Source organism: Longimicrobium terrae, from assembly GCF_014202995.1.
Taxonomy (GTDB): domain Bacteria; phylum Gemmatimonadota; class Gemmatimonadetes; order Longimicrobiales; family Longimicrobiaceae; genus Longimicrobium; species Longimicrobium terrae.
This window is the reverse complement of record NZ_JACHIA010000004.1, coordinates 199,588-224,490: the sequence shown is the minus strand read 5'-3', so window position 1 is coordinate 224,490 and position 24,903 is coordinate 199,588. Positions and strand designations below refer to the sequence as shown.

Sequence of the window (24,903 nt, the reverse complement as noted above, 5' to 3'; positions counted from 1 at the left end):
GAAAGCCACCCAGACATGACGAGAGCGAGATCGGAGGGAAGAACGGGGCGCCGGAACCCGCGCCGGGTGGCCCCTGATACCCCGCGCCACCCCGCCGGGAACGATGCGGGCTTCTCCGCGGCCGAGCTCCTGGTGGTCCTGGCGGCGCTCGCGGCACTGGCCACCGTCTACATGGCCCTCCAGCGCGCGCCCGAGATCTATACGGTCGAGAGCGCCGCCCAGCGGCTCGCGGCGGAGATCGAGCGGGCGCGCGCCGAGGCGGTCGCCCGCGAGGGCGAGGCGCTGATCGCGGTGCTCCCGGACGGCCGCTTCGCCGCGCGCGTGGGGGACGCGGGAAGCCTGTCCGTCACGGGCACGCCTTCGGAGGAGTGGGAGTCGCTGCCGGACGGCATGGGGTGGGGCGCGGGGGAGGCCGGAACGGATCCGCTGGGCCGGCCGGCGGGCCCGCTTCCAGCCCAGGTGTACTGCGGGGCGGACGGGGAATGCAGCCCGCCCGCCCCGTGGGCGGTCTACACGCTGCGCTCCGACCGGGAGCCGCACCGCGTCGCGGCCGTCACGCTGGACGCCGCCGGAAGCGTGGAGGTCTGGGCGTGGGCGGCCGGGACGGGGTCGTGGACGGCGGTGGCCCGGTGAGCGGCGCCGGCATGGGCGGGCGGCTTGAGCGGCGCCCGGGGTTCACGCTGGTCGAGGTGATGGTGGCGGTCGTGATCCTCGGGATCGCCGCGGCCGGGCTGATGGGGCTCCTCGACCAGGCACAGCAGCAGAACGCGCGGCGGAGGAGCTCAGGCATCGCGGGCCGGATCGCGGAGAGCGAAGTGGAGCGCGCGCGGATCGCGGGCTTGCGCAACGTGCCCGCGTCCGCGCCCCCGGCGCGCGTGGCCGCGGATGGCCGCGCGGCCACGGAAGGCGAGTACCGCGTGAGCGTGGTCCGGGAGACGGTGTGCGACGGGGCCGCCGCCACGCCGGACGACGCGGGAGGACCCTCCGCTTCGTGCGGGGGCGCCCGCGCGCGCGTCCGCGTGACGGTCGAGCACCGGCGGGGCGCGGGGTGGAGCACGCGCGCGGTCCGCGTAGTTGAGGAGGCGGGGGATCTGCCGGCCGCGGGTGCGTGGAGCCCCGTGGGGGCGCCGTGATGCCCGCGGAGGGAGCCGCCGCGCGCGGCCCGCGCGCCGGATTTACGATCATCGAGCTGCTGGTGGTCCTCCTCGTGGCCTCCGTGGTGGGCGCCATGGCGTGGACCCTGGCCCAGGTGGGGACGTCGGTGCACCGCCGGGAGCTGCGCCGCGCGGACGCCGAGCGCACGCGCCGGAACATCGAGACCGTAGTGGGCGGCGCGCTGGCCGGCGCCGCGAGCGGCGGGTTCTCCGCCCCGAACCTCGGCATGGTTCGCGTCGGCACCCCGGAAACCGCGCGCGGGGACGCCGCGGACACGCTGGTGGTGCTGCGGGTGTCCGGGGGAGCCCTCGCGGTGGCGAGCCGGCCCTGCGCGGTCGCCAGACCCCTCTGCATCGCGCTCCGGGGCGAGGCCGGAACGCGGCTTCGTCCCGGAGATCTCCTGGCCGTGGGCTCCTCGCGGGTCGGCTACCGCCTCCTCGAGGTGAGCGCCGCAGGGGCCCCGTACGCGGCCCCTTGCGGGGCGGACTGCCCGCCCGCCACGTTCTGTGCGCTGGAGGCGGTGCCCGGCGGGACCGTGGTCGAGGTCCTGCTCGGCAAGCACACCCCGGTCCGCGCCTCCGCGCCCTCCTGCGCCGAGTCCTACTATCCGGACGGCTCGCGGTGCACGGAGACCTTGGGATCCCGGCCCGTCGCCGCGCGGATGCGGTCGGTCTGCCGGTCCACGGAGGCGCGGGCCTGGTTCGTGGACGTCGAGACGTCGGACCGCACGGCGGCGCTGGGCTTCCCCGCCCCCCGTGAATGGGTGGGTGTCTCCGGTGGCGGGGCGCCGGACGTGCGGGCGATCCCGGTCGATGCGCTTCGCGTCTTTGCCGCGCCCGAGGGGCCGGAGCTCGCTCTCCAGGCGCAGCGCGGCTTTCAGGGGGGCAGCTGGGCCGCCGCGCGGCGGGTCGCGGGGCCGATCGCCTCGTTCCGCGTGGAGGCGACGCATGCGGGCTCCGCGGCGTGGATCCCGGGCGACGGCGTCGACCACGCCGGCCTCGCCGTCTCTCCCAACCGGATGGCGCACGGCGTGCCGGGCGGGGCCCAGGTGGGCTACCGCTACGCCCGCGGCTACCATACGCTGGTGGGTATCCGCGTGCAGGCGGAGGTGGTGGGGCAGGACCGGGAGGGCCGCCGGACAACGGAGCCCGTTCGCATCCTCCAATCGCTCGCGCCCGCCGCGCGAGGGGGTGCACGCGAAGAGCCATGAACGATCCCACGGGTACCGAGCAGTCCACATACACGCTCTCCGACGCCCTTGCCCTTCTCCGCGGGCAGGCAGCCGCCGATCCGGGCCACTGGAAGGTGGCCGGGAGCGAGAGAGCCGCGCTGACGCTGGAATGGGCCGTCGACCCCGAGGGCGTGGACACGCCGGAGGCACTCCGCCTCACGCGGCGGTACGTCCCGCCCGTGGGCGAAGACCTGGAGCGCACCGCGGCCGCGCTCCCGAAAGCGGTCGAGATCGGGCCGATCCGGCTGGACCGCGGCGCCCGGACGCTCACGCTCGGACTCCGGCCCCGGAGTGCCCGCGGGAAGGCGGAGCGCTGTGCCCGGTGCGGGGCGAGCCCCCGGTACGGCACCCGCCTGTACGGCGATGGCCAGCTCTGCGCGGTGTGCTCCCTGTACGGAGCAACGACCTCGGGCACGGAGGGCAGTGCGCTGATCGGCGCGCTGCTCGTCGCGATCCTGCTGTCGATCGTGGTGGGCGGCGCCATGCTGCGCCTGGAGGCCGCGGAACGGCTCCGGGGCGCGGAATCCGCGGCGGCCGGGCTCGACGCGGGCGGACGGGGAGTGATCGAGGCGATGACCGCCCGCCTCCGCGCCCGCGCGGCGCTCCGGCTGGGCGCGCTGGACGAGGCCGATGTCGCCGCCCTGAATGCCGACGTGGCTTCCCTCGCCGCGCCGGATGGCGTCACGATCGACGCCGCCGAGACCGGCTATCGCATCGTCTCGGTTCGCGAGGAGGATCAGGTGCCGGACGACGCGGAGCTCCTGGACCTGTGGACGGACCAGCCGCGCGACGCTTACGCGAGTGCGCCGCGGCCCCAGGGCCAGACGGCCAGCCGCACGCTGGAGGTCGAGATGCGCGTGCGGGTACGCGGAGCGGCCGGATCCCGCCGCACGCTGACCCGCGCCGTCGCGGTCTCGCGAATCCCCGCCTACCCGTACGCGCTGTACAGCCGCGGGGCGCCAGAGCTGTGCGCCGGGCCAGGCGGTGCGACGGTCTCAGGGGCGGTGCGGATCGACGGACTCGCGTACTTCCCCGCCTGCGCCGGTCCCACCACCCTGATCGGCACCCTGGACACGCGCGACGGCGTCCGGAACGACGATCCCCGCAACCGGTTCCTGACTGGGGACGGGAGCATCCCGATCGAGAGCTGGTCCCGGCTCGCGGCGGAGACCGGGGGGACGGTGCTGCTCGCCTCCTCCGGCGGGCGGCTCCGCGTCCCTCCGGCCGCGGGCGGGACGTACGAGGACGGGCGCCAGCAGGAGGCGAGCTTCGCGGGGACGGGGGAGTGCGCGGACGGACCCGGCGCCTGCGGAGGCCAGGGCTGGTTCGCGCCGGGCGCCTCCCTGCAGCGCACCGCCACGGGCGCCGCCCCCGGTGGCGCGATCACCTGCGGGCAGGCGTACGGCTTCGGGGGCGGGTGCCTCGCCGCGCTCGGCCCCGCCGTCCGCTACCACCCCTGGCCGTGGACGGCCCCGGTCCCCGCCGGTGTCGCGCTCCCCGACCCGTCCACCCCCGGCCGGCTGTGGAAGGGGCTCCTGTTCGACCCGCGGCGCGAGGCCCGGTGCACGGCGACCGTGGGGGGCCATGTCTACCCGACGCACCGCTGCCCGTCCAATACGTTCGGGTGGGTGCTGGACCTGGGGGCGCTGGGCCCCGTCGAAGGCGGGCTGGTGCACGTCCGGGCCGCCGCGGCTGACCCCGCCGGGCGCCGCGCGGCCGGCGCGCAGGAGGCGCTCGTCATCCGGAACGCCGGGCGGCTGGCCGCGCCGCTCACCCTCGTCTCCGAGATCCCGGTGTTCGTGGTCGGGAGCCTGAATACGGAGCCGCACGACGCCTGGCGCGGGCCGCCGCCGCTCATGATCGACGCGCCGCGGATCACGCTGGTGCCGGCGGAAGCGGACGTGCAGCTCGGGCTCGGGGCCGGCGATCTCGGCTGGGCGTCCGTGTGGGATCTGGTCCCCCCGGCCGGAAGCACTACGCCAAGTGCGCTTCCGCTCCGCTCCACCCGGAACGCTACGCTGTACGCCGTCCTCCGCACGCGCGTCTGCCACCGTCCCGGCGGCGACTACCAGGGCGGCGGCCTCGACCAGGCGCCGGCCGTCCTGGGCGACTGGTCCGAGGTGGAGGTCCGCGTGGCGGGGGCGGTGGAGCAGAGCGAGGATGCAGGGTTGAGCGCGGCGGAGTGCCGCTGGTGGGGCGCGGGGTACGGCGCCGCGGCGGACGGCTCCGCGTGGGCGCCGCCCGCCGCACGCACGCTGCTCTACGACCCGCGGCTCGGGCACCCGGGCTTCGTCGTCCCGGGATCGTTCCTGCCCGCGAACCTGCCGTCCGGAGGGGTGCCGGGGGCAGCGCGGCGCGACGAAGTCCGCCAGGCGCGCGCGACGGGTGGGTACGGGGTGATGCGAATCACTCGGCAGACCGCGCGGAGAGTCCCGCGTCCCGCCGTCCGAGCCATGCAGGCCGCGCTACTTCCCCCCTCTCCGGCCTCGTTGCCTGAATAGCTCGGAGCGGATTGCGGGGCGCGCGTCCGGGCCGTCGTGAGAGAGCGCACAAGCGAGAAGAACTCGCCTACTGCGACACGGACCTCCGTCCCTGAACTCGGGCGCCGTACCACTCCGCCAGCAGCTGAAACGAGTTCGACAACAGATCGCGAATGCGCATCGAAAGTGGGATGGATAATATTACCTGCCCAAGAGCGACAATGAAGAAGCCATCCCGGCTCTGTACGAGCGCTGACGTGCTCGATGCGCCGCCGTGGCCCTCGTAGCTGCGTTCATGGTGCATTCTTCGCAGTCGCGTACTGAAGACATCAGGATCTTCAATCGATCACGAGTTCCTCGTCGATCACTTCATCCTTATAAACCCACGTTCCACCGAGGCCCGGATTCCCGCAGTATTGCGGGGCAGGATGCAGCACGTCGGCCCAGTTGCACCGCCAGCCATACACGGTTCGCTGAACCGTCTTGAACTTCAGCCGGATTGCTTCGAAGAAGCACCGCGCCTGCTGGTGCGACGCAAAGATGCGCTCCTGGGCTTTCCGCAGTGCCTCCCGCGCCGCCTCTTCGGCGGTGTGACGCGCCTCTCGCGCCTCCTCGAGCCGCGAGCTGGCTCCGGCCGGAGCTGCATCCGGGTCGCTCCCCGACATTTGCGCGGCGTCCAGCGAGAAGTTGGATGTGACGCGTGGTCGCGCGTCCGTTGTCGTTGGGGCAACCCGCTTCGCGGCGGAGAGCCCCGACAGCTTGTCGAGCAGCCGGGCGGCCTCGCTCGGAGCGCCCGAGGAGACCGGCCGGCAGGGCTCGGCCACCTCCACGGCGGGGTCCAGGGCAGAGATCTCGGCGTCCAGCGCATCTACCGCGGCGAACGCCGACAGGACCTCCAGCACCGCCGCGTCTTCATCCAGCGCCTCGAGCATCAATTGGGCGTCGGCGGTCACCGGCGACTGGCAGTGCGGGCAGAAGTGGAAGTGTGTGATCGCCGAACACCGCGGGCACTCGGCACCCGCGGGCGGGTTGCCGCATTCCGTGCAGAAGCGCGCGCCGGCGGGCACCGGCGCCAGGCAGAACGGACAGGACCCTTCCAGCAGCCACCGCCCGCAACCCTCGCAGAGATCGCTACCCTCGGCCACCGCCGCCCCGCAGCCAGGGCACCAGCGCGAAACGTCCGCACTCCCTTCCGTCCCGGCCTCATCGGCCGATTCGATCTCGAAATCCTGCCATGCAGCGGCTTTCGGGGCCTGCTCGTAGGCCGAGAAGCGGTCGTCGGCGCGTTCGGACATGGTCACGCGACAGTTGAACGAGTCGGAACAGCTCGAATCGGGAGGTTGATTACGCCACTTTACGTGGAGGCTGGCAGCCGGTCAAGCCGATCCTCCGCCAGCCGATGAGCAACGTTGGGCGGAGCTCGCCCGGCCTCGCGTAACGATGTGCCGAGACAATGTCCTTTAGAGACGCTCGCAGTTACCTGATCTGATACAGCTTCGATTACGACAATTGATGATGGGTTGAGAAAACGTGCCCTCCTGTCCGACCAACAGAGCAACCTCACGGTGAGCATGAGCTCGCGCGAACGCCGTCCCTCCCAACCCATCCCAGAGCGGCCACCATGCCAGGAGACTCGCCCCCCGCTGCTCCCACCACCCGGGGCACGGAAGCGCGCACCACGCGCGGAACCCCCGGGCCCGCGCCTTCTGCGCCGGCGACGGTTCGCGGCGGCGGAGCCGTGCGCCGCCGCTCCACGTACGTGCCCGGCGACCTCGTGCCGCTGGGCAGGGGCGCCGTGGTGGTGGACGACTTCATCGCCGCCTCGGGCGAGGCCGAGCTGTACCGGGCCCACGTCGACGACTCCGAGCCCGTGGCCGACCTCCTCCCCGCGGCAACGATCGTGCTCAAGGTCTACCACCACGGCGCCGAGGCCAACCCGTCGGTGCTGGCGCTCTGGGCCGAGATGCGCGGAAAAGGTGTGCTCCGCCTGCTGGACTACGGAGTGCTGGAGCCCTCGGGGCGGGCCTACGAGGTGGTGGAATACGCGCAGGGCGGATCGCTCTCACGCCGTCTCCCGATCCGCGACGTGGACCAGCTGAGCCAAGTGCTGGAGCAGACGGCCGAAGGGCTGGAGGCCCTGCACCAGCGCGAGATCATCCACCGGGATCTCAAGCCCGACAACCTGCTGTGCCTGGACGCGGCCGGCCATACGGTAGTGCTGGCCGACTTCGGCGTGGCTACCGTACTGGGCGGCCGCTCTCTAGTCATCTCGCGCGCGGGGTTCGGAACGCCGGAGTACATGGCGCCCGAGCAGAGCACCGAGCTGTACGTGGACGGCGCCGCGAAGAACGCGCTCGCCCGCTCGGTGGACTACTACGCGCTGGGGATCACGCTGCTGGTGTGCTGGTCCGGCAGCTCTCCCTTCGGCCCCGGCCCGCACACGGCGGCCGAGCTGCTCGCCATCAAGCAGCACGGCCGCGTTCCCATCCCCGACGACCTGCCCGAGCGCTGGCGCCGGCTCCTGCGCGCCCTGCTCGCCGTGGACCCTTCGCGCCGGCTGGACTACGCGGGCGTGCGGCGCTGGATGCGGGGCGAACCCATCGACGTGCCCGAAACGCCGTCGAGCGTGGTGTATCCCCCGCTCGTCTTCCGCACCGAGCGCGGCGAGGACGTGCGCGTGGCGGACCCGCTGCAGCTGGCCACGCTCCTTGAGCAGAATCCCTTCGTGGGCCGCAAGTTCCTGTACGGCAAGTACGTGGAGCGCGCGGGGTGGGACGCGGCAAACCCCGGCCTGTGCGCGGCGCTCACCAACCTCATCGAGGAGAGCTACCCGCGCGACCAGGCGGCCGGCCTCACCGCGGCGCTGTACACCCTGGACCCGGGCCGCCCCTACCGCGCCGGGGAGAGCACGGTGGACACCTACGCCGGGCTGGCCGACCACCTGGCGCGGGAGGCCGGCACCTATCGCGACGCCCTCCGCGACCCCACGCACCGGGCCTGGCTGTACCTGGCGTCGCGGCCCGACCCACGGGTGCGAGACGGGATGCCGGCGCGGATCGAGGCGTTCGCCGCCGAGCCCTCCACCGAGGCCACGCGATCCACCGCGCTGCACCGGCTGATCCTGTGGCTGCGCGCGCTGGACGGCGACCGCACGCTCACCTTCGGCGGAGCGCGGCTGGAGGCGCCGGTCGAGCTCCTCTCGCTTCCCGACGCGGTGCTCACCTCGGCGCTGCAGGCGCTGGCAGCTCCGTCGTCGCTGCTGTCGGTGTGGGTGGAGGAAATGGCGCCCGAGCTGGGCCCGATCCTGGCCCGGTGGCGCGCGACCGCCACTCGTGACGCCTCCGCGCTGCCGTACGCGCTGGGCTTCGGCGTGCCCGTGGGCCCCGGCGAGGTTCGCCTACCCGCGGACGCCGTCTCCGACCACCCCGAAATGGCGGTGGCGCTGTGGGAGGGCCCGGCCCAGGCACGCGACGAGGTGGCCCGGTACCTGGAGACCTATCACAACACGCCGCTGGTCCAGGTCGCGTTCGAGTGGCTGGGGACGGCGCCGCAGGCGGACCACGTCGTCTCCGTGGTGCGCTACGTGGCCGGAGAGCTCGACGACCTGCTGGCGCTGCGCGCCGCGTCGGGGCGAGCCGCCGCGACGCCCGGCACCACTCTCCCCGTGCCGTCGGAGGCCGATGCGGTCGGCGCTCTCTTCGCCGGGGTCGCCAACGACGCGGCGCCGGACTGGGCCCAGCTCGCCACGCTCACGGAGGACGAGCCGTGGCACCTGCTGGTGACCGAGGTGATCCCCGTGCTCCTGCGCGCCCTCGACGAGGCCGAGGGCCGGGGCCGCCTGGCGCCGGAAGACCGTAATACGGTGCTCGACGCGCTGGCCGCGCAGGTCGGCGCCACGCTGGACGCGCCCAGCCGCGCCACTCCCCTGCGCCTGTATCGCCTCTCCGCCTGGATGCATGCCGCCGCCACCACGCCCGCCCTGGCGTCCACGCACGGAACCGCCGGGGAGCTGATGCGCTGCCTGGACAGCGTGGTCGAACGGCAGTACCGCCAGGGCTACGCGGAGATGGGCAACGCGCCCGCCTTCCTCGGCCCCGCCGCGGCGGCATTCCGCGCCATCGTGCCCCCCTTCGCATCCGCGACGGCGCTCTCCTTCGCGGAGCGCTTCGCGGACGAGGAGCGTGCCTACGCCACGCACGCCGCCGCCATCCACGGCTCCGTTACCGAGGAGCGACGGCTGCGGCGCGAGGAGATCGACTCCGCCGAATCGAAGGCGCTGACCTCCGTGCGAAAGGCGGAAGGCAAGGTCGGCCCGGTGGCCGACAAGCGGAAGGCTGCCAGGCGCGAGTGGCGGATGGTGGCCGCCGTGGTGACGGGGCTGGTGCTCCTGGTGCTCGGCGCGGTCAGCCAGGGAGGGCTGGGCATCATGATCTCCATCGCCCTAGGCATCGTGACGGGGCTCGCCGTCATCCGCCGGTTTCCCCGGCTCACGCCCCAGGCGGCGTTCGGGATCGGAGCGCTCGGGGCGATCGTGATCTTCCCCATGCTGCTCACGCTGGGCGTGATCGTCGGGCCGGTGCTGCTGGGGGTGGCTTTCTGGAGGGTGTCGATCGCGCTCAAGCTGAGCCAGGACGCCGCGACGGCGATGGAGGGCGTGGGGCTGGGCAACCAGCAATTGCGCGAGTTCAAAGACAAGCGGAAGGGGCTGGAGGAACGGCTGACGAACCGCGAGCGGGCGTGGGCGCTGGCCACCCGCCGCACCATCGCGCTGGCGCCCGACGTGGGGGCGGTAGACGTCCAGCGGGTGCGCGAGGAGGTAGCGAAGTGACCCCGGACACGGGCCGCCATCACCGGGTCACGTCACACGGCCAGCGCGGCGGAGCCCGCACGCGATGATGCTGCTGACGTGCCCATCGTGCCAGGCCGACACACCGAACGACGGCCGCCACTGCGACCAGTGCGGCACTCCGCTGCGCCGCTGCCCCACCTGCGGCACCGTGAGCACCGGCTCGTTCTGCCCGAACGACCGCACGCCGCTCACGGGCAACGCGCCGGCCGCCAGCCCGGTCCCGGTCCCGACGCCCGCCGGGCCCGGCGTCCGGATGCCGCCGCCCGTCTCGCCCGTCCCGGCACCGCCGGCCGGTCTCGTGCCCTCGCGCCCCGTTCAGCCTCCCTCCACGCGGCCGGGCGAGCGCCTGCGCCCCGCCATCCCCGTCCCACCGGCGGACGCCACCCGGCGCGGGCCCGCGCTTCCGGCCGCGCCGCCCGTGTTGCGCTTCGCCGCGGTGAACCTTCCCGTGGCTCCGTTCGACGTGGCGCCGGGTGACCTGCTGGGCCGGTCGGCGGGCCGTCACGCACCCGTACTGGCACCGCTCCACGACCAGGGCGTCTCGGGCCGGCACGCGCGCGTGGACTGGACGCCGGGTGGCGGCTGGACCGTCACCGACGTCGGCTCCTCATACGGGGTCGACGTGCGGCCGCAGAACGCATGGCCCACCCCGGAGCGGAACCTCCCCCGTGACCAGGCGCATCCGCTCTCCGGCACGTGCTACGTGCGGCTCGGCGACGCGATTTTCCAGGTAACCCCCGCACGCGAGGAACGATGACGGAGCTGATGGGAGACGTGCGTGAGGCCTCACCCCTGTGCGAGCTGACGCTGGCGATCTCGGCCTGGTCTCACCTGGGGCACGTGCGCCAGCGCAACGAGGACATGGCGGTGGTGGGCGATGCGCTGGTGCGCGACGGCGCGCACGAGCGCGCGGTGAAGCTGGCCACTCTCGAGCACGCGCTGGTCGTGGCGGTGGCCGACGGGCTGGGTGGGCACCTGGGCGGCGCCGAAGCCAGCCGCAGGGTGGCGGAGCGGGTGCGCGAGGCGGCGCCCGGATGGCCCGCGGCCTGGGGATACGAGCGCCTTTCCGGCGCGCTGCAGGCCGTCCTCTCCGCCGCGCACCTGGAGTTGCTGGCCGAGGGGGAGCGCGACGCCACCCTGGCCGGGATGGGCACCACCTGGACGGGGCTCGTGTTCACCCGCGAGGCGGCCCTGCTGGCGCACGTGGGCGACAGCCGCTGCTACCGCGTGCGCGACGGCGTACTCTCGCTCCAGACCCGCGACCACACGGCGCTCGCCTCGGTGGGCCCCGGCGCGACGAGAACCGTGCTCACCAACAGTGTGGGCGCGGGCGACACGGTGTCGGTGGACCTGGCGAACCTCACGCGACGGATGTACAGCGGCGACCAGTACCTCGTATGCTCCGACGGCGCCGCCGACGCCGTCGTTCCCGACGCGGAGGTGCTGCGCGCGCTCGAAAGTGCGCCAGGGGTCGAGGGCGTGGTGCACCACGCCCTAGAGCGGGGCGGCTCCGACAACATCACCGCGGTGCGCATCGTGGTGACGTAGCCACGCACCGGGCCATCTCCCGAACCTTCATTCATCTTCCACCTCGATCCTGGGCACCGATCATGGTTCTCCTCGCAAGCTCCGGCACGGCCCCGCTCGGGACCCTGCAGCAGATCGGCGTCATCTTCGCGGCGCTCTTCCTGGCTGGCGGCTACCTGTACGCCTTCCTGAACCTCGGGAAGCGCGGCGCCCGGTGGTTCCTCCGCATCTCCGCGCCGCTGGTTCTGGCGTTTCTGCTGTGGCGAGGGGAGCAGGGCGCGATCACTCTCTTCTTCGGGTTGGGCACCGGGCTCATCACCGCGATCGACCTGCTGGCCGACAACTTCAAGTGGCAGCCGGTGGTCATGCGGACGCTCGCGGTGCTGTTCCTGGGGGCCGTGCTCTCCGAGATGTACCCCGCGCATGGGTGGATCGACAACGTGGTGACGCTGATGGACACGATGTTCTGACGCGGCCGCCGCGCTGACAGAGACGCACCCGTCGTTCGTCCAGCCGCCACCCCAAACCTTCCCGCGACCATGCCGCTCGAGTGCCCTTCGTGCCAGCAGGCCAACCGCCCCGTTGCCCGTTTCTGCAAGGCGTGCGGAGCGAGCATCCCCGCGGCACCTCCGCCCGACCCGCTCCTGCAGCTCAACGGGCTGGTGGGGATGACGGAGATGAAGCGCGAGATCGACCGGCTGGTGCGCGTGGCGCGCGCGGCGGCGGGCCGAGGCGGCGGCCGCGCCAGCGCCCTCGGAAACCTGCACACCATCATCACCGGCAATACGGGCACCGGGAAAACCCACGTAGCGGGAATCATCTTCCGGCTCTTCCATCACCACGGGCTCACCGCCAGCCCGAACTACGTGCGCGTGGACGTGGTTAGCGTGAGCGAATTCGAGAAGGAGCTCGAGGGCCACTACAAGAAAGCCGCGGGCGGCGTGTTGTTCATCGACAACGCCCACCGGCTGGCGCGGCCGGGCCCTAGCGGCGGCACCCCACCCATCGACCGGCTGCTCAGCCGCATGGACGCGTCCGGGCACGACCCCGTGGTCGTGCTCGCCGGGCTGCGGCGCGACCTGCGCGACCGCGTGGAAGACAGCCCCGAGCTGCGCAGCCGGTTCCGCTACGTGTTCCACCTGCCGGACTTCGAGGCCGGCGAGCTCCTGGAGATCACCGAGGCGCACGTCCGCGGGAACGGGCTGTTGCTGCACCCCGACGCCGAGGAGCGGGTGCGCCTGCTGCTGCGTCACCGGGTGCGCACCCGCGACGCCAGCTTCGCCAACGCCCGCGTGGCGACCGACCTGGGCGAGGCCCTCTGCCTGCGCTACTTCCTGCGCGTGGACGGCGGCGACCCCGACGACGGGGTGATCCAGGCCGATGACGTGGAGAGCGACGCGCCACCCGAGCGCACGCTGGACCAGATCCTCGCCGAGCTCGACGGGTTCGTGGGGATGGACACGGTGAAGCGCGAGGTGCGCGCCCTGGCGCAGCAGATCGAGATCGAGCGCCGGCGCGCCGAACAGGGGATCGGCCGCGCGGGAAACGTGACGCGGCATTTCGTGATCACCGGCAACCCCGGCACGGGGAAGACCACCGTGACCCGGAAGCTGGCGGAGATCTTCTCCGCCATCGGCCTGCTCGACCGCGGCCACGTGGTGGAGGTGGACCCCGGGAAGCTGGAAGGGCAGTACATCGGCGAGGCTGCGCAGCGGGTCAACCAGGCGTGCGACGAGGCCTTCGGCGGGGTGCTGTTCGTGGACGAGGCCTACGGCCTGGCCGGCTCGGGCGTGGCGGGGAGCACCGGCGCCGGCTCGTACGGGCAGAAGGCCGTGGACACCCTGCTGAAGCGGATGGAGGACGACCGCGGGCGGTTCGTGGTGGTGGTGGCGGGATACCGCGACCGCATGGACGAGTTCTTCCGGATGAACCCCGGGCTACCGAGCCGCTTCGACAGCTACCTGCACATCGACGACTACACCCCCACGGAGCTGCGCGACATCTTCGAGCAGATGGCCGCCGCACAGCAGTTCCGGCTCTCTACCGAGGCGCGCGAGAGGCTGGAGCGGGTGACGAAGGACATGTACGATCGGCGCGGCCGCGACTTCGCCAACGGCCGAACGGTTCGGCAGCTTTTCGACCAGGCCCGCTCCGCGCTCGCCGGCCGCCTGGCTCGGCTCCCCGCCGGCGCGGTGGACGACGCGGCATTCTCCCTGATCGAGGCCGAGGACATCGTCCACGACCTTCCCGAGGCCCCGTCGCTCGAGCAGGCGCTGGGCGAGCTGCGCAAGATGGTCGGCATGGAGACTATCAAGGACTGGATCGGCGACCTGGCACGCCTGCTCCAGATGCAGGCCGAACGCGAGACGCGCACCGGGAGGAAGACCGTGCTCAAGCTGCACGTGGTCCTCACCGGCAACCCCGGCACGGGAAAGACCTCGGTGGCTCGGATCCTGGGGATGGTCCTGCGCACGCTGGGCGTGCTTCCCCGCGGGCAGGTGGTGGACGTGGACCGCTCGGGACTTGTGGCTCCCTTCCTGGGGCAGACCGCCCTCAAGACCAACGAGGCCATCGACCGCGCCCTGGGCGGCGTGCTGCTGGTGGACGAGGCTTACTCGCTGGCCTCGGACGCGTTCGGGCGCGAGGCCATCGACACACTGCTGAAGCGGATGGAGGACGACCGCGGCAAGTTCGTGGTGGTCGCGGCCGGGTATCCCGAGGAGATGCGGCAGTTCCTCGAAACCAACCCGGGGCTGTCCTCCCGCTTCTCCGACCATTTCCACATCGACGACTACCGTCCGGCCGAGCTGCTCGAGGTGTTCGAGGTCATGTCCACCGAACAGGGATACACCCTCGATCCCGCGGCACGCGAGCCGCTCCTGCGCGCCCTGGACGCGCTGTACGCGGCGCGGGACCGCAACTTCGGCAACGCCCGCACCGTCCGAGGGCTGCTGGAGAAGTCGATCGTGCGACAGAGCCGGCGCCTGGCCGCCGCCCCCGACCGCGACGAGGCCGACTTCGCCCTCCTCCGCGCCGATGACATCCCCGGGCTCGAAGCGGCGCAGCCGGTGGACCTGGCCACGTCGCTGGCCGAGCTCGACGCGCTCATCGGGATGGACTCGATCAAGCGCCAGGTGCGGGCCCTGGCCGACTTCCTGGTGGTGCAGAAGGCCCGCAAGCAGGCCGGCGAGAAGAGCTCGTCGCTCACGCTCCACTTCCTGTTCCGCGGCAACCCCGGGACGGGAAAGACCACGGTGGCGCGCGTCCTAGCCCAGGTGTTCAAGGCGCTGGGCGTGCTTCCCAAGGGGCACCTGGTGGAGGTGGACCGCGCCGGCCTGGTGGGGAGCTACCTCGGCCAGACCTCGCCGAAGACGAACGACGCCGTGGATCGCGCGATGGGCGGCGTGCTCTTCGTGGACGAGGCCTACGCGCTGGCCAGCGACGATTTCGGCCGCGAGGCGATCAACACCCTGCTCAAGCGGATGGAAGACGACCGCGGCAAGTTCGTGGTGATCGCCGCCGGGTACCATGCGGAGATGGACCGCTTTCTCGCCACCAACACCGGCCTGGCCTCCCGCTTCACCCAGTACGTGGACTTCGAGGACTACACGCCGGCCGAGATGGCGGAGATCTTCCGCCACCTGCTACGCACCGAGGGGTTCGTGCTGGAACTCGGTGCCGACGCGGCGGTGGAAGCGATGATGGAAGCCGTCTGGGCCGCGCGCAACGCGGCCTTCGCGAACGGCCGGACGGTCCGCAACCTCTTCGACCGGGCACGGCAGGCCCAGGCCACCCGCCTCGCGCAGGCAGGCGTCGGCGCGCCCGCCGACGGTTCGGACCTGAACCTGATCCTCGTGTCGGACCTGCCGCCGGCGTCCGGGTAGCACGCTTTCGACCCCGGCGTACGCGGCCGACGCATCAACACCAAGTCGGCGATTCGTTCTCCGGCTGGCGGCGGGTCGGCGCTGTTGTCATGAAGGGTGGTGCGTCGCTTCGTTTCCTGCTGAATTACTTCTTGCACCGACTCATCCATGCGCAAACGGTTGATCGTTAGGGAGTTCTGTGGATTAGTCCAAGTTGTGTTTCAACAGGTCGGGGCGGAGGTGCTGGAGGCCACGGTGGCGCCGCGACCGTTCGAGGCTCCGCTCTCTCACGGCGAACTGGAGGATCTCCGCTGGTACTTGGAGGACTACCTGACGGCGCCGTTCGCGGTGTACGAGGAGCGGGGATCGGCGATCCAGGGGCGAATCGAGGGGTGGGGAACACAGCTCTTCGAAGCGCTTTTCGGCCAGGGCAGGCCAGGGCGCGAGGCGTACCTGCGGGCCCGCTCGTTCGCCGGCGGGTGGAGCCTGTGGATGGAGTCTGGCTCGCCTGCCTTTCTTGCGCTCCCCTGGGAGCTGATGCGCGACCCGACGCTCCCGGCGCCGCTGGCGCTGGACGTCCCGGTGAACCGCACCATCGACACGCTCTCCGCGGCCGTGTCGGCCTCCTCCCAAGACCTGCGCGTACTGATGGTGATTGCCAGGCCGGACGGCGTGGACGACGCGGGGTTCCGCGTGATCGCGCGGTCGCTGGTGGAGCGCCTTCCCGCGGTTTCAGGGCGAGTAACGGTGGACGTGGCGCGCCCGCCCACGCTGGACGAGCTACGGCGGCGGATGGAAGAGGCACAGCAGGAAGGGAGGCCGTACCAGGTGGTCCACTTCGATGGGCACGGCACCTACGAGGGCGGACGCAAGCCCCAGGGATACCTCATCTTCGAGAAGGAAGGAGATGCGCACCCCGTCCCGGCGGATGAGATCGGAGCGGTGCTCGCGGGCGCGGGAGTACCGCTCCTGGTCCTCAACGCCTGCCATTCGGGAACGCTGACCCACGCCGAGACGGCGGAGGCGGCGGTGGCCACGCAGGTGCTGCGCGCGGGCGCCGCGGCCGTGGTGGCCATGGGTTACTCCGTCTACGTGCCGGCAGCGGCGGAGTTCATGGCGGCGTTCTACGAATCGCTCTTCGACGGCGAGACGGTGGAGGAGGCGGTGCGCTCCGGTCGCCGCCGGATGCACCGTGCGCCCCTGCGCCCCAGCCCGAGGGGGCCGCTGCCGCTGGACGACTGGATGGTCCCCGTCCACTACGCGCGCTCCGAAGTGCGCTTTCCGGGGCTGGCGCGGACGATCTCATCCCCACCGCCGCCGCCGGGCTTACCGACGCAGGAACCTCAGCCCGGCGCGGCGGCGGAGACCGCGGGGACGAGGCATGCGGAAGGCGCGCTCGAAGCGGCGGAAGGCGTGTTCGTGGGACGCGACCACGAGTTCCTGCGCCTGGAGTGGGGGTTGCAAAACCGGCGGGTGCTGCTGCTGCACGGGCAGGGCGGGACGGGGAAGACAGAGCTTGCAAAAGGGTTCGCGCGGTGGCTGCGCGACACGGGCGGAGCGGACCCCGGACTGGTGTTCTTCCACTCGTTCGAGCCGGGGGTCGCGTCATTCGGCCTCTCCGGCGTCGTGACGCCGATCGGCATCGAACTGTTCGGCGCGGACTTCGTGCGGGACGCGTCGGAGACGGCGGACCGCACGGCGGCGATCCTGGACCTGATGCGCCGGAAGCGCGTTCTGCTGGTGTGGGACAACTTCGAGACCGTCCGCGAGATGCCGGACCCCACGGGCACCACGCCACCGCTGGACCCAGCGGAGCAGGACGAGATCCGGGATTTCCTGGCGGAGGTGGCAAAGAGCGCCAGGGGCGGAGTCATCATCACCAGCCGCGCGCCGGAGAAATGGCTGGGCGACGTGCATCGGCTCGAGGTGCCTGGACTGGACTCCCAGGGAGCGGCGGAGTACGCGGACAAACTGCTCGCGCTCCATCCGGCCGCGCAGCCGCACCGGGAGGAGAGGGCGTTCGGGGAGCTGCTGGAGGCGCTGGGGGGGAATCCCCTGGGTATGCGCCTCACGCTGCCGCATCTGGAGCGCTCGAGCGCGCCGGAGCTCCTCCGGAAACTGCGCGAGGCGGCGCCCCTGGATGCTCCGGGGGGCAGGCTGGACTCCCTCGCGGCCAGCGTGCGCTATTCCTTCCGGCACCTGCTGGAAGGCGACCGGCGCCTGCTCCCCGCCCTGGCGCTCTTCGAAGGCGTCTGCGACGCGGATGTGCTAAGGGTGATGAGCGAGCATCCCGACGTGCCGCACCGGTTCCAGCGGGTCACGCGGGATACGTGGACCGCCGCGCTGGACGGGTGTGTAGCCGTGGGGCTTCTTACCGACCTGCGCGACGGCATGTACGGCATCCACCCGGTGCTCCCTTCGTTCCTGGAAGGATTGTGGCTGGAGCAGGCGGGGAGCGGCTACGACGCGGAGCGCACAGCGGCCCTCCGTGCGGCTGTCCGGGCATGCGCGGACCTGGGTGAGTGGGCGGCGTCGCAGATCGAGAGCGGAGACGCCACGTTCGCCTTCTCCTGGGTCAAGCGGCTGCGGCGCACGCTCGGTGCGATGGCCGTGTCGGCGGTGGGCGCGGGGGATTTCGCGGAAGCGTATCACATCCTCCTGCCGCTCCTGAAGGTGCTGGATGCAGAGGGCTGCTGGGTCGAGCTGCGCAGATGGGCGGACCTCTGCCGGACGGCGATCGAGGGCCCGCTCGGAGACGCTCCCGAGCCGGGGTCGGCCGCCGCCGCGCTCTGGATCCTGGCACTCACGGCCGAAGCCGGCATCGCGCTTCTGATGCGCGACGCGGCGGGGGCAGAGCTCACGCTCCGACGCATCGAATCGGTTCTCCGCGACTGCCGGGACGATGCGAGCCGCTTCTCGCTCGCGGCGATCCACCACCGCCTCGGAATCGCGGCGGAGCTGCGGAGCGACCTCGCCGCGGCGGATCAGTGGTACCGCAGGTCGATGGAGGTGATGGAGGAGCTGGGGAATCGTTCCTCCGTGGGGGACAGCTGCCACCAGCTTGGAGTGGCAGCACAGCGGCGAGGCGATCTCTCTGCGGCGGAGGAGTGGTTCCTCACCGCGCTGGAGATCCGCGAGGAATTGGGGGACCAGCCCGGCAGGGCGTCCGTCTTGCACCAGATCGCGGGAATCGCAAGGGACCGGGGCGACTTCTCTGCCGCGGAAAAGTGGTACAACAGGTCGCTCGCAATTGAGGAAGAGCTGGAAAACCGCCACGGCAGGGCTACCAGCTACCATCAGCTCAGCATCGTGGCGCAGAGGCGGGGAAACCTGGTCGCGGCAAAGGAGAAAGTCCGCAGGGCGCTCCTGATCTGGGAGGAGCTTGGGAACCGGGCCGGGGTGGCGCACAGCTGCCACCAGCTCGGCATAATCGCGCAGCTGGGAGGCGACCCCTTCGCGGCGGAGGAGTGGTACCGCAAGGCGCTCCCGATCATGGAGGAACTGGGGATTGGACCCGGCACGGCGTCCAGCTGCTTCCAACTCGGAAGGGTGGCGCAGGACCGGGGCGACCTCACGGCCGCGGAGGAGTGGTATCACCGGTCGCTCGCGATCACCGATCGCCTCGGTGACCGGTCCGGCGTGGCAACGGCGTACCAGCAGATCGGCATGGTGGCGCAGGAGCGGGGCGATCTCGCGGCCGCGGAAGGGTGGTACCGTCAATCGCTCGCGATCCACGAGGAGTTGGAGAAGCGGCCGGACCGGGCGCTGAGCTACGGCCAGATGGGAATGCTGGAAGAGCAGCGGAACAACCTCCCGGCGGCGATGAACTGGATGGTCCGCGCCAACGCCCTGTTCGCGGATTTCGGGAACCCGGCGACCGGCCCGGCTCCCTATCACCTGGCGCGCTTCACCCGCGCGCTGGGAATGCCCGCGCTGGAGGCGGCGTGGCTGTGCGTGGCCGGCGTGCCTCTCCCAGCGGATGCCTGGAACGCGGTCGGTTGGATGATCGAGCAACTCGAACGCATGGAGGCCGGCAATGCCGCCGATTCCTGAATACACTGAACTGGCGCGCGCGGCGGGCCAGCGGCTGGCCCTGGAACTCGATCCCGAGCTGGAGATGCGGGTGGAGCGCCTGCTCGCCCCCAACCGTTACGAGTCGTCCCCTGTGCGGTTCGACGCGGCGGGGATCGTCGCTGCGCTTGTGGTCGCGGTCGCGCAAGTGGCGTGGCAGATCTACCACGCCACGGCCATCCGCGAAAAGACCCACGAATCGATGGCTCGTCAGATCCGCATCCAGGTGGACCTGCCCGCAACCGTCACCCCGGCGGAGCGTGACCTCGTCATCGAAGCGGTCCTTGCGGAGCTGAAGCGTATGGACCCGCCGGAGGCCATCTCCGCCACTTTCGATTGTTCTCGTGGAAAGCGGCGGCGCGTGCCCCTCCATCAGCTACACGCCCGGGGTGTCGCTCCTTCTCACGCCATCGAACAAGGACGCATGAGCCAGGTGAGGGTGCTCTTCTTCGCCGCCGATCCCGCGTCGGCCGACGGAGGCCGTCAGCGCCTGCTGCTGGACGAGGACATGCGAGCCATACGCGAAAAGGTGCGCGCCGCGGAGTTTCGCGACGCGCTGTCGTTCGACGATCGCTGGGCCGCCCGCCCCGACGACCTGATCCAAGCGTTCAACGAGACGCGCCCGCAGGTGGTGCATTTCAGCGGCCACGGCAGCGAGCGCGGCCTCGTGCTGGTGGGTAACCACGGGACCCCGCAGTCGGTGGGTGCGCCGGCGCTCGCGCGCCTGTTCGCGACCTTCGCCGGCACGGTCCGGGTGGTGGTGCTCAGCGCCTGCCATTCGCGCGCGCAGGCGCAGGCCATCGTGCAGTGGGTCGACTGCGTGATCGGCACGCGCGGCGCGCTCCCCGACGAAGCCGCGCTGGCGTTCAACGCGTCGTTCTACCGCGCGATCGCCTTCGGGTGCTCGGTGCGCGAAGCGTACGACCAGGCGAGCGTGGCCGTGTCGCTGGGCGGATTCCCCGACGACGCCTGTCCCGAGCTGCTGGCGCGCGACGGCGTGGACCCCGCGCGGCTGTTCCTAGTCTCGCCCGACGCCGCCGAGCCGCGCCACTTCACCGAGGTGCGCTACGGAAGACGCGTGTTCGACCCATTCACCTTCAACCCCAGCGACGTGGGGACGCTGGCTATCGATGGCGCGCAGGCTCAGTTCCACGGTGAGAACGGCAGCGTCCGGATCCATCACGTCCGCGAGGTGAAGCACGCCCAGGAGACAGGCGGCCCGTTCAACAATTGGGTGAAGATCCGGTACGGCGCGGGCGACGGCGAAGTAGCCTATCTCTCCAGGGCGGGGGTGATGAACGAGCTGCTGGGCGGCAGCGACGACCTCTACGCCGCCCTCCGGGGCATGATGGAGAAGGGGCGGGGCGACGCTCCGGAGTGAGCCCGCCCGCCGTTCCTTCGTCTCCCCGCCGCGCCCCCGCTCCACTTCCGCGCCGCCCCGCCATCTTGGCGGACCGTCGGGGGGGCGTCAGCGATCCCAGCCACGACGAATGCCAGCACGATCAAAGGCTCGACACCCAACCCACTCGGGGTTCGAGCGAATCATCCGGTCGCGGAGGAGCTGGTCGAACGCATCGATCATCGACGCAAGCCGCACTTCCTAATTTAGCCAGGATGAGCGAAGTGGTGATCCTCCACCGGGAGCTCGCAAGCATGAAGACCACGGTTGCCGTGACGGACGAGCAGATCCGGCGGCTGCTGGCTGCGATGCCCTCGGGAAGATTGGCCGCGGCAGGGATCAGGCGCCTCGAGATTGTGCCGACCCTCAGAGACGAAACCTCCGTTCCGCCCCGTGATGCCTGAAACCATGCACCAGGCACCGAGTGCTAGCCGCCGCCTGGGCGAGTACCTCGTCCGGGAGAGGGCGGCGCACCACCTCTCCCGCAATCCCGAGTTCGCCAGCTTCCAGTTTCTGGCCTTCCACACCTCGGCGGCGGGCGTGGACCTGGTGGCGATGTGCGATGCGGACGCGATGACGGAGGGTGAGGTGGTGCGGCTTCGCGACGAGTTCTTCGATCTCGTCCGGCGGCTGCCGCACACCCTGAACCTCAAGCCGCGCGGCCGCAATCCCAACGGATTGCTGGGCTTCGTCTTTTCCGAAGGGTGCCCGGAGTCGATGGCCCGCTTCATCGCGCGGCAGACGCGCATCTCGCACGCGGTGGGGAGCGGCGGCGTATCGGTGTCGTGGGCCATCGACGCGCGCAATCGGCGGATTCACACGCACGACAACCCGGTGTCCATCCTCCCACCGGTCATCGTGGCAGCCCGGGCCGTTTATCCCGGATTGGAATTCCTGGACTCCCTGCTGGAGAGGACGGATCTCACAGGCGCGGAACCGGCGAAGGGCGATCGCGCAGCTGCCGGCGCACACGACGTCGTCACCTCTCCCCCGGCTGTCTGGAGAGCGCCGCCGGCTGACGCGGCCGCGCGGACGCCGACGGAGCTCCACGGCGCTGGGCCGGAGAGGATCCACATCCTCTTCTTGGCCGCCAACTCCGTCGACGCACCGATGGACCTGGAGCGGGAGCTGAGCCAGATCAAGAACAACCTTCGGCTGGCCAAGGAACGTGATCGACTGGAACTCACGGCGGTCATGGCGGCATCGATCGACGAGGTGATGCAGTCGATGCTGGACGCCCCGCCCACGATCGTCCATTTCTCCGGGCACGGCTCGGCGGAAGGCGTCGTGCTGCGGGATGCCGCCGGCAATCCGCACCTGGTTGCCGGCAAGGCACTCGCGAGCCTGTTCGCGCTGTTCCGGGAGACGGTAAGCTGCGTGGTGCTGAACGCGTGCTGGTCCGAACCGCAGGCGCGCGCCATCGGAAAGCACATTCCATACGTGATCGGCACGCGTGCCATGATTCCCGACAAGGCGGCCGTGGCGTTCTCGACCGGCTTCTACAAGGCGATCGCGGCCGGGAAGGACGTGCCCTTCGCGTATCAATTGGGGGTGGCGCGCAGCCAGGCGGACGGTGAAGACCTCAGCGATCTCGTCGTTCTTCTCTCCAGCGACGATCAGCTTGTCGTGTAGCTGTCCGCTGGCGCCGGCGGTCGCTTCCCCGGTCGCGCGGTGCCTGGGGTGGAGAGGGGTGAAGTCCATGAAAGTCCAGGCCGGGGAGTGGGCGTGGGCAACGCCCGCAGCCCGCACGCTCCTCGACCCGCGGGTCGGACATACGGGTTTCGTCGTACCGGGATCGTATCTGCCAGCGAATCTGCCGTCTGGATCGGTGCCGGGCGCGGCGCTGTCCGCCAAGTGCGCGACCGGGCGGTAAAGCGTGATGCGGATTACCAGACAGACAGACCGGCGGTCACCCCGGCCCGCAGTCAGCGTAGCCGGGTCTGGCTCCCTCTCGCCGGCTCCTGCGCGGCTTCCGGAGTAGTGACCATCTTGGAACGCCGACGAGAAGTATGACGTGATGATGCTGGTAAGGATCGGTGGCTGCGAGCGAGAGCGGCGCCGCACGCTTCGCCATTGGAGCGGCGGTGGGACATGCGCCGGGGAATAGGTAGCAATCCTCGATCATCCCCTTCCGGTACGGGTTCCGCTTTACCGAGGTAGCCCGAGGACAGCGCTGCATCGACCGGTGCCCGGAGTTCCACATCCAGGTCCACGACCTCGCCGTGCTTCTTGCCCTTCCGTGAACCGTTAAGCGGCCCAGTCCAATCCATCCACCGGATCCAGTACCAGATCACTGCTGCGTGCCCGGATAGCTGGTCGGCCCGCAGGTCAGCCGCGAGTTCAATCTGAAGTGGCAGGCGGGGTCTGCGAGGGCAGCCCCCGGAAGGCCGCCTCCATCTCATCCACCGGGTGGCGACGGATGTGAGAGTCCACACCGATCCTGAACGTAGGGTCGAACAGGCAAGTGTCGCATTCTTGGGTGCCATGTTCGCCAGCGGATATGCTTGACCATTCTCCTCTCACATAGCTATCTCCATCATCCAAGTCCTGGCCGACGACGAATGCAAGGCTAGCGCAAGCCACTCTGGATCCTCCTCGCTGGAAAAGCATGCCGCCCCACAATCCCATAGGCACGGGCCCCCTGCCCACCCTCCAGCTCCAATCCATTGTCGCGCTACGCGAATCGTTTGTGCCTTGGTCCCGGGCAGGGAAAGGGCTGTGGTTGCGGCTCGGAGGTCTCGCGACCGATGATGCCCGAGCGCATGGGGCGCTCTGCAACGCACTGGAACGCCTTTTCGCGCCGCCAGCCGGGGTGGGTCCCAAGGTACTGATCCTCGACTGGTCCGGCGTGAGCAACTGTTCGGCGGAAGGCCTCGCGCTGTTCGGTGTTGTCACCCGGCGGCTCGCCGAGCACGCGGTGCGGATCATTATCATCGAACCTGAATTTACCGACACCCGTTCCGCCGTGAACGGAAGCAGAATCCTAGACGGATGTGGCGGGCTGGAGTGGGTACCGTCCACCGCAAGCAAGAGAAGCATCTTGCACTGCTGCGCGCAGGCGGCCGCCTTCTCGGGATCTGCCAATGAGAGCGTGGATAACTTCTGCGACGGGCTTTCCGATACCCTGAAGGCGCATGCTGCGCCAAGGCGGGCAACCTTGGCGATGATGGGCACCGCGATCGAGCTGCTGCACAACGTGCTCTCTCATGCGGGTTCTTCCCACGCTGCCGCAGCGGCGTTCGTGCTGCCGAGGCGCCGACCGGCCGTCCTTCAAGTCGGAATCGCGGATGACGGAATCGGCATACCCGCCGCGGTGCTCCGGCACCCACGCCATGCGTGGTTGACTTGGTTCTCGGATGCTGGAGTTACCCGGGCCGTAATCCGGGAACAGCTCTCCGGTCGCAAAACTACCGAAGGGGAAACGGACTCCGGCGGAGGCGGGATGGCACGTGTAATCAAAAAACTGTTGGAGGAGACGTCGTCCGAGGTTACTCTGCGCAGCGGGTCAGCTCTCATCCGCCTCAGCAGCACCGATCCGGAGAGCTACAAAGTTCACCGGCTGACGTATGGGGCGGGAACACAGGTCCGTATCGAGTTGCGGCTTCCCTGACCAGGAGCTCCCCAAACTTTGTCGAATGGCCGAATCAACTCGTTGCGTTGACGAATTGGATCGCTTGCGCGTACACTTACCCACATGAACAAACTAGAAGCGACAGCACTCTTCCGAGACGCTCCCGTATTTCGGGTGCGCGAGCATACTCGCGGTCGATCGCTCTTCACCAGAGCAGATACGGAAACGGCGGAACTGGCCCTCCTTGAGCGGCTCGAGCGTGAACCCCCCGGCACACTTCTCACGGTGGACTTCTCCGGCGTGCGCATCTCTTCCGAAGCCGCGCGACAACTGCTTCGGCGTGCAATTTTGCGCATCACGGGCGGTGAACTCACGGAGAGGTTCCTTGTTCTCGGCGATCTCGGGGAAAGCCGTTACAATGTCGAGGTGATGTTGGCGGGAGAATCCCTCGTTGCGGTGGAACGATCAAAGGATGAGGGGGCGAAGGCTCGAGGGGCGGTTGATCCAGCCGTACGCACCACGTACGACTACCTGGCCAGCAAACCCACCGCCACCGCCAGCATGGTCCTGAACGATCTGGGGCTTTCTGCCATTGCTGCCGCGACAAACCGCCTTTCTAACCTCGCAAAGCTGGGGCTCGCCCGGCGCGTCGAACAGCGCCCTGTTTCTGGGGGCGGCCGCGAGTACGTCTACGCGGCAGTCCAGTGAATACAGAGGGGTCAACAGAAGCAGTGCCCAGAGGTCCGCAGTCTGTCGA

At 70.6% G+C, this 24,903-nt stretch carries 16 protein-coding genes; 15 read left to right on the top strand and 1 reads right to left on the bottom strand.

Annotated features, from left to right (window positions below):
- Window positions 1–66 precede the first annotated feature (66 nt).
- From HNQ61_RS09805 to HNQ61_RS09790, 4 genes are read left to right on the top strand one after another with little or no spacing between them, the layout of a single operon-like run.
- Window positions 67–633 (top strand): prepilin-type N-terminal cleavage/methylation domain-containing protein, encoded by a 567-nt coding sequence (locus HNQ61_RS09805; RefSeq protein WP_170035769.1) that lies wholly within the window; start codon window positions 67–69, stop codon window positions 631–633.
- Window positions 630–1,133 carry a prepilin-type N-terminal cleavage/methylation domain-containing protein gene (locus HNQ61_RS29200; protein ID WP_338088111.1) on the top strand — a complete coding sequence of 168 codons (504 nt, stop codon included), beginning with the start codon at window positions 630–632 and terminating at the stop codon, window positions 1,131–1,133. The genes HNQ61_RS09805 and HNQ61_RS29200 overlap by 4 nt, the downstream gene beginning before the upstream one ends.
- Window positions 1,133–2,365: a prepilin-type N-terminal cleavage/methylation domain-containing protein gene (locus HNQ61_RS09795; RefSeq protein ID WP_170035768.1), complete on the top strand. Its 1,233-nt coding sequence runs from the start codon at window positions 1,133–1,135 to the stop codon at window positions 2,363–2,365. Before HNQ61_RS29200 ends, HNQ61_RS09795 begins: the two co-directional genes overlap by 1 nt.
- A complete protein-coding gene (locus HNQ61_RS09790) occupies window positions 2,362–4,887 on the top strand; it encodes a hypothetical protein (RefSeq protein ID WP_170035767.1) in 2,526 nt (841 codons plus the stop codon). The genes HNQ61_RS09795 and HNQ61_RS09790 overlap by 4 nt, the downstream gene beginning before the upstream one ends.
- Before the next feature lie 317 nt (window positions 4,888–5,204).
- Here HNQ61_RS09790 and HNQ61_RS09785 read toward each other — a convergent pair whose 3' ends face one another.
- Window positions 5,205–6,161, bottom strand: coding sequence for a double zinc ribbon domain-containing protein (locus HNQ61_RS09785; protein WP_170035766.1), 957 nt, complete (start codon window positions 6,159–6,161; stop codon window positions 5,205–5,207).
- A gap of 443 nt (window positions 6,162–6,604) precedes the next feature.
- On the opposite strand from HNQ61_RS09785, the gene HNQ61_RS09780 reads away from it, so the two are divergent.
- The 11 genes from HNQ61_RS09780 (at window position 6,605) to HNQ61_RS09730 (ending at window position 24,854) form a co-directional block, all read left to right on the top strand.
- Entirely contained in the window at window positions 6,605–9,694 is a 3,090-nt protein-coding gene (locus tag HNQ61_RS09780; protein WP_170035765.1) for a protein kinase domain-containing protein, read from the top strand.
- Between the two features lie 64 nt (window positions 9,695–9,758).
- On the top strand, window positions 9,759–10,472 hold the full coding sequence (locus tag HNQ61_RS09775; protein WP_170035764.1) for an FHA domain-containing protein: 714 nt from the start codon (window positions 9,759–9,761) through the stop codon (window positions 10,470–10,472).
- Entirely contained in the window at window positions 10,469–11,263 is a 795-nt protein-coding gene (locus tag HNQ61_RS09770) for a PP2C family protein-serine/threonine phosphatase (protein ID WP_170035763.1), read from the top strand. Before HNQ61_RS09775 ends, HNQ61_RS09770 begins: the two co-directional genes overlap by 4 nt.
- A 62-nt stretch (window positions 11,264–11,325) precedes the next feature.
- Window positions 11,326–11,712 (top strand): hypothetical protein, encoded by a 387-nt coding sequence (locus tag HNQ61_RS09765; RefSeq protein ID WP_170035762.1) that lies wholly within the window; start codon window positions 11,326–11,328, stop codon window positions 11,710–11,712.
- 69 nt (window positions 11,713–11,781) lie between these two features.
- Window positions 11,782–15,126, top strand: a complete 3,345-nt coding sequence (locus HNQ61_RS09760; protein ID WP_170035761.1) for an AAA family ATPase — start codon at window positions 11,782–11,784, stop codon at window positions 15,124–15,126.
- Window positions 15,127–15,321: 195 nt separating this feature from the next.
- Window positions 15,322–19,158, top strand: coding sequence for a tetratricopeptide repeat protein (locus HNQ61_RS09755; protein ID WP_170035760.1), 3,837 nt, complete (start codon window positions 15,322–15,324; stop codon window positions 19,156–19,158).
- The gene (locus tag HNQ61_RS09750) at window positions 19,142–20,557 is read left to right on the top strand and encodes a CHAT domain-containing protein (RefSeq protein WP_170035759.1); all 1,416 of its coding nucleotides are present in this window, start codon (window positions 19,142–19,144) and stop codon (window positions 20,555–20,557) included. The genes HNQ61_RS09755 and HNQ61_RS09750 overlap by 17 nt, the downstream gene beginning before the upstream one ends.
- Before the next feature lie 272 nt (window positions 20,558–20,829).
- Window positions 20,830–20,979 (top strand): hypothetical protein, encoded by a 150-nt coding sequence (locus HNQ61_RS09745; protein WP_221305262.1) that lies wholly within the window; start codon window positions 20,830–20,832, stop codon window positions 20,977–20,979.
- Window positions 20,972–22,207 carry a CHAT domain-containing protein gene (locus HNQ61_RS09740; RefSeq protein WP_170035757.1) on the top strand — a complete coding sequence of 412 codons (1,236 nt, stop codon included), beginning with the start codon at window positions 20,972–20,974 and terminating at the stop codon, window positions 22,205–22,207. Before HNQ61_RS09745 ends, HNQ61_RS09740 begins: the two co-directional genes overlap by 8 nt.
- 1,180 nt (window positions 22,208–23,387) lie before the next feature.
- Entirely contained in the window at window positions 23,388–24,185 is a 798-nt protein-coding gene (locus HNQ61_RS09735) for a hypothetical protein (RefSeq protein WP_170035756.1), read from the top strand.
- Between the two features lie 84 nt (window positions 24,186–24,269).
- Entirely contained in the window at window positions 24,270–24,854 is a 585-nt protein-coding gene (locus HNQ61_RS09730) for a hypothetical protein (protein WP_221305261.1), read from the top strand.
- Window positions 24,855–24,903: the final 49 nt, after the last annotated feature.

Excerpts from the sequence above, each read along its gene's own strand:
- HNQ61_RS09760 (WP_170035761.1), top strand. The coding sequence starts at position 11,782 with ATGCCGCTCGAGTGCCCTTCGTGCCAGCAGGCCAACCGCCCCGTTGCC.
- HNQ61_RS09730 (WP_221305261.1), top strand. The coding sequence starts at position 24,270 with ATGAACAAACTAGAAGCGACAGCACTCTTCCGAGACGCTCCCGTATTT.
- HNQ61_RS09795 (WP_170035768.1), top strand. The coding sequence starts at position 1,133 with ATGCCCGCGGAGGGAGCCGCCGCGCGCGGCCCGCGCGCCGGATTTACG.
- HNQ61_RS09775 (WP_170035764.1), top strand. The coding sequence starts at position 9,759 with ATGATGCTGCTGACGTGCCCATCGTGCCAGGCCGACACACCGAACGAC.
- HNQ61_RS09770 (WP_170035763.1), top strand. The coding sequence starts at position 10,469 with ATGACGGAGCTGATGGGAGACGTGCGTGAGGCCTCACCCCTGTGCGAG.
- HNQ61_RS09765 (WP_170035762.1), top strand. The coding sequence starts at position 11,326 with ATGGTTCTCCTCGCAAGCTCCGGCACGGCCCCGCTCGGGACCCTGCAG.
- HNQ61_RS09740 (WP_170035757.1), top strand. The coding sequence starts at position 20,972 with ATGCCTGAAACCATGCACCAGGCACCGAGTGCTAGCCGCCGCCTGGGC.
- HNQ61_RS09750 (WP_170035759.1), top strand. The coding sequence starts at position 19,142 with ATGCCGCCGATTCCTGAATACACTGAACTGGCGCGCGCGGCGGGCCAG.
- HNQ61_RS09785 (WP_170035766.1), bottom strand. The coding sequence starts at position 6,161 with ATGTCCGAACGCGCCGACGACCGCTTCTCGGCCTACGAGCAGGCCCCG.
- HNQ61_RS09745 (WP_221305262.1), top strand. The coding sequence starts at position 20,830 with ATGAAGACCACGGTTGCCGTGACGGACGAGCAGATCCGGCGGCTGCTG.
- HNQ61_RS09790 (WP_170035767.1), top strand. The coding sequence starts at position 2,362 with ATGAACGATCCCACGGGTACCGAGCAGTCCACATACACGCTCTCCGAC.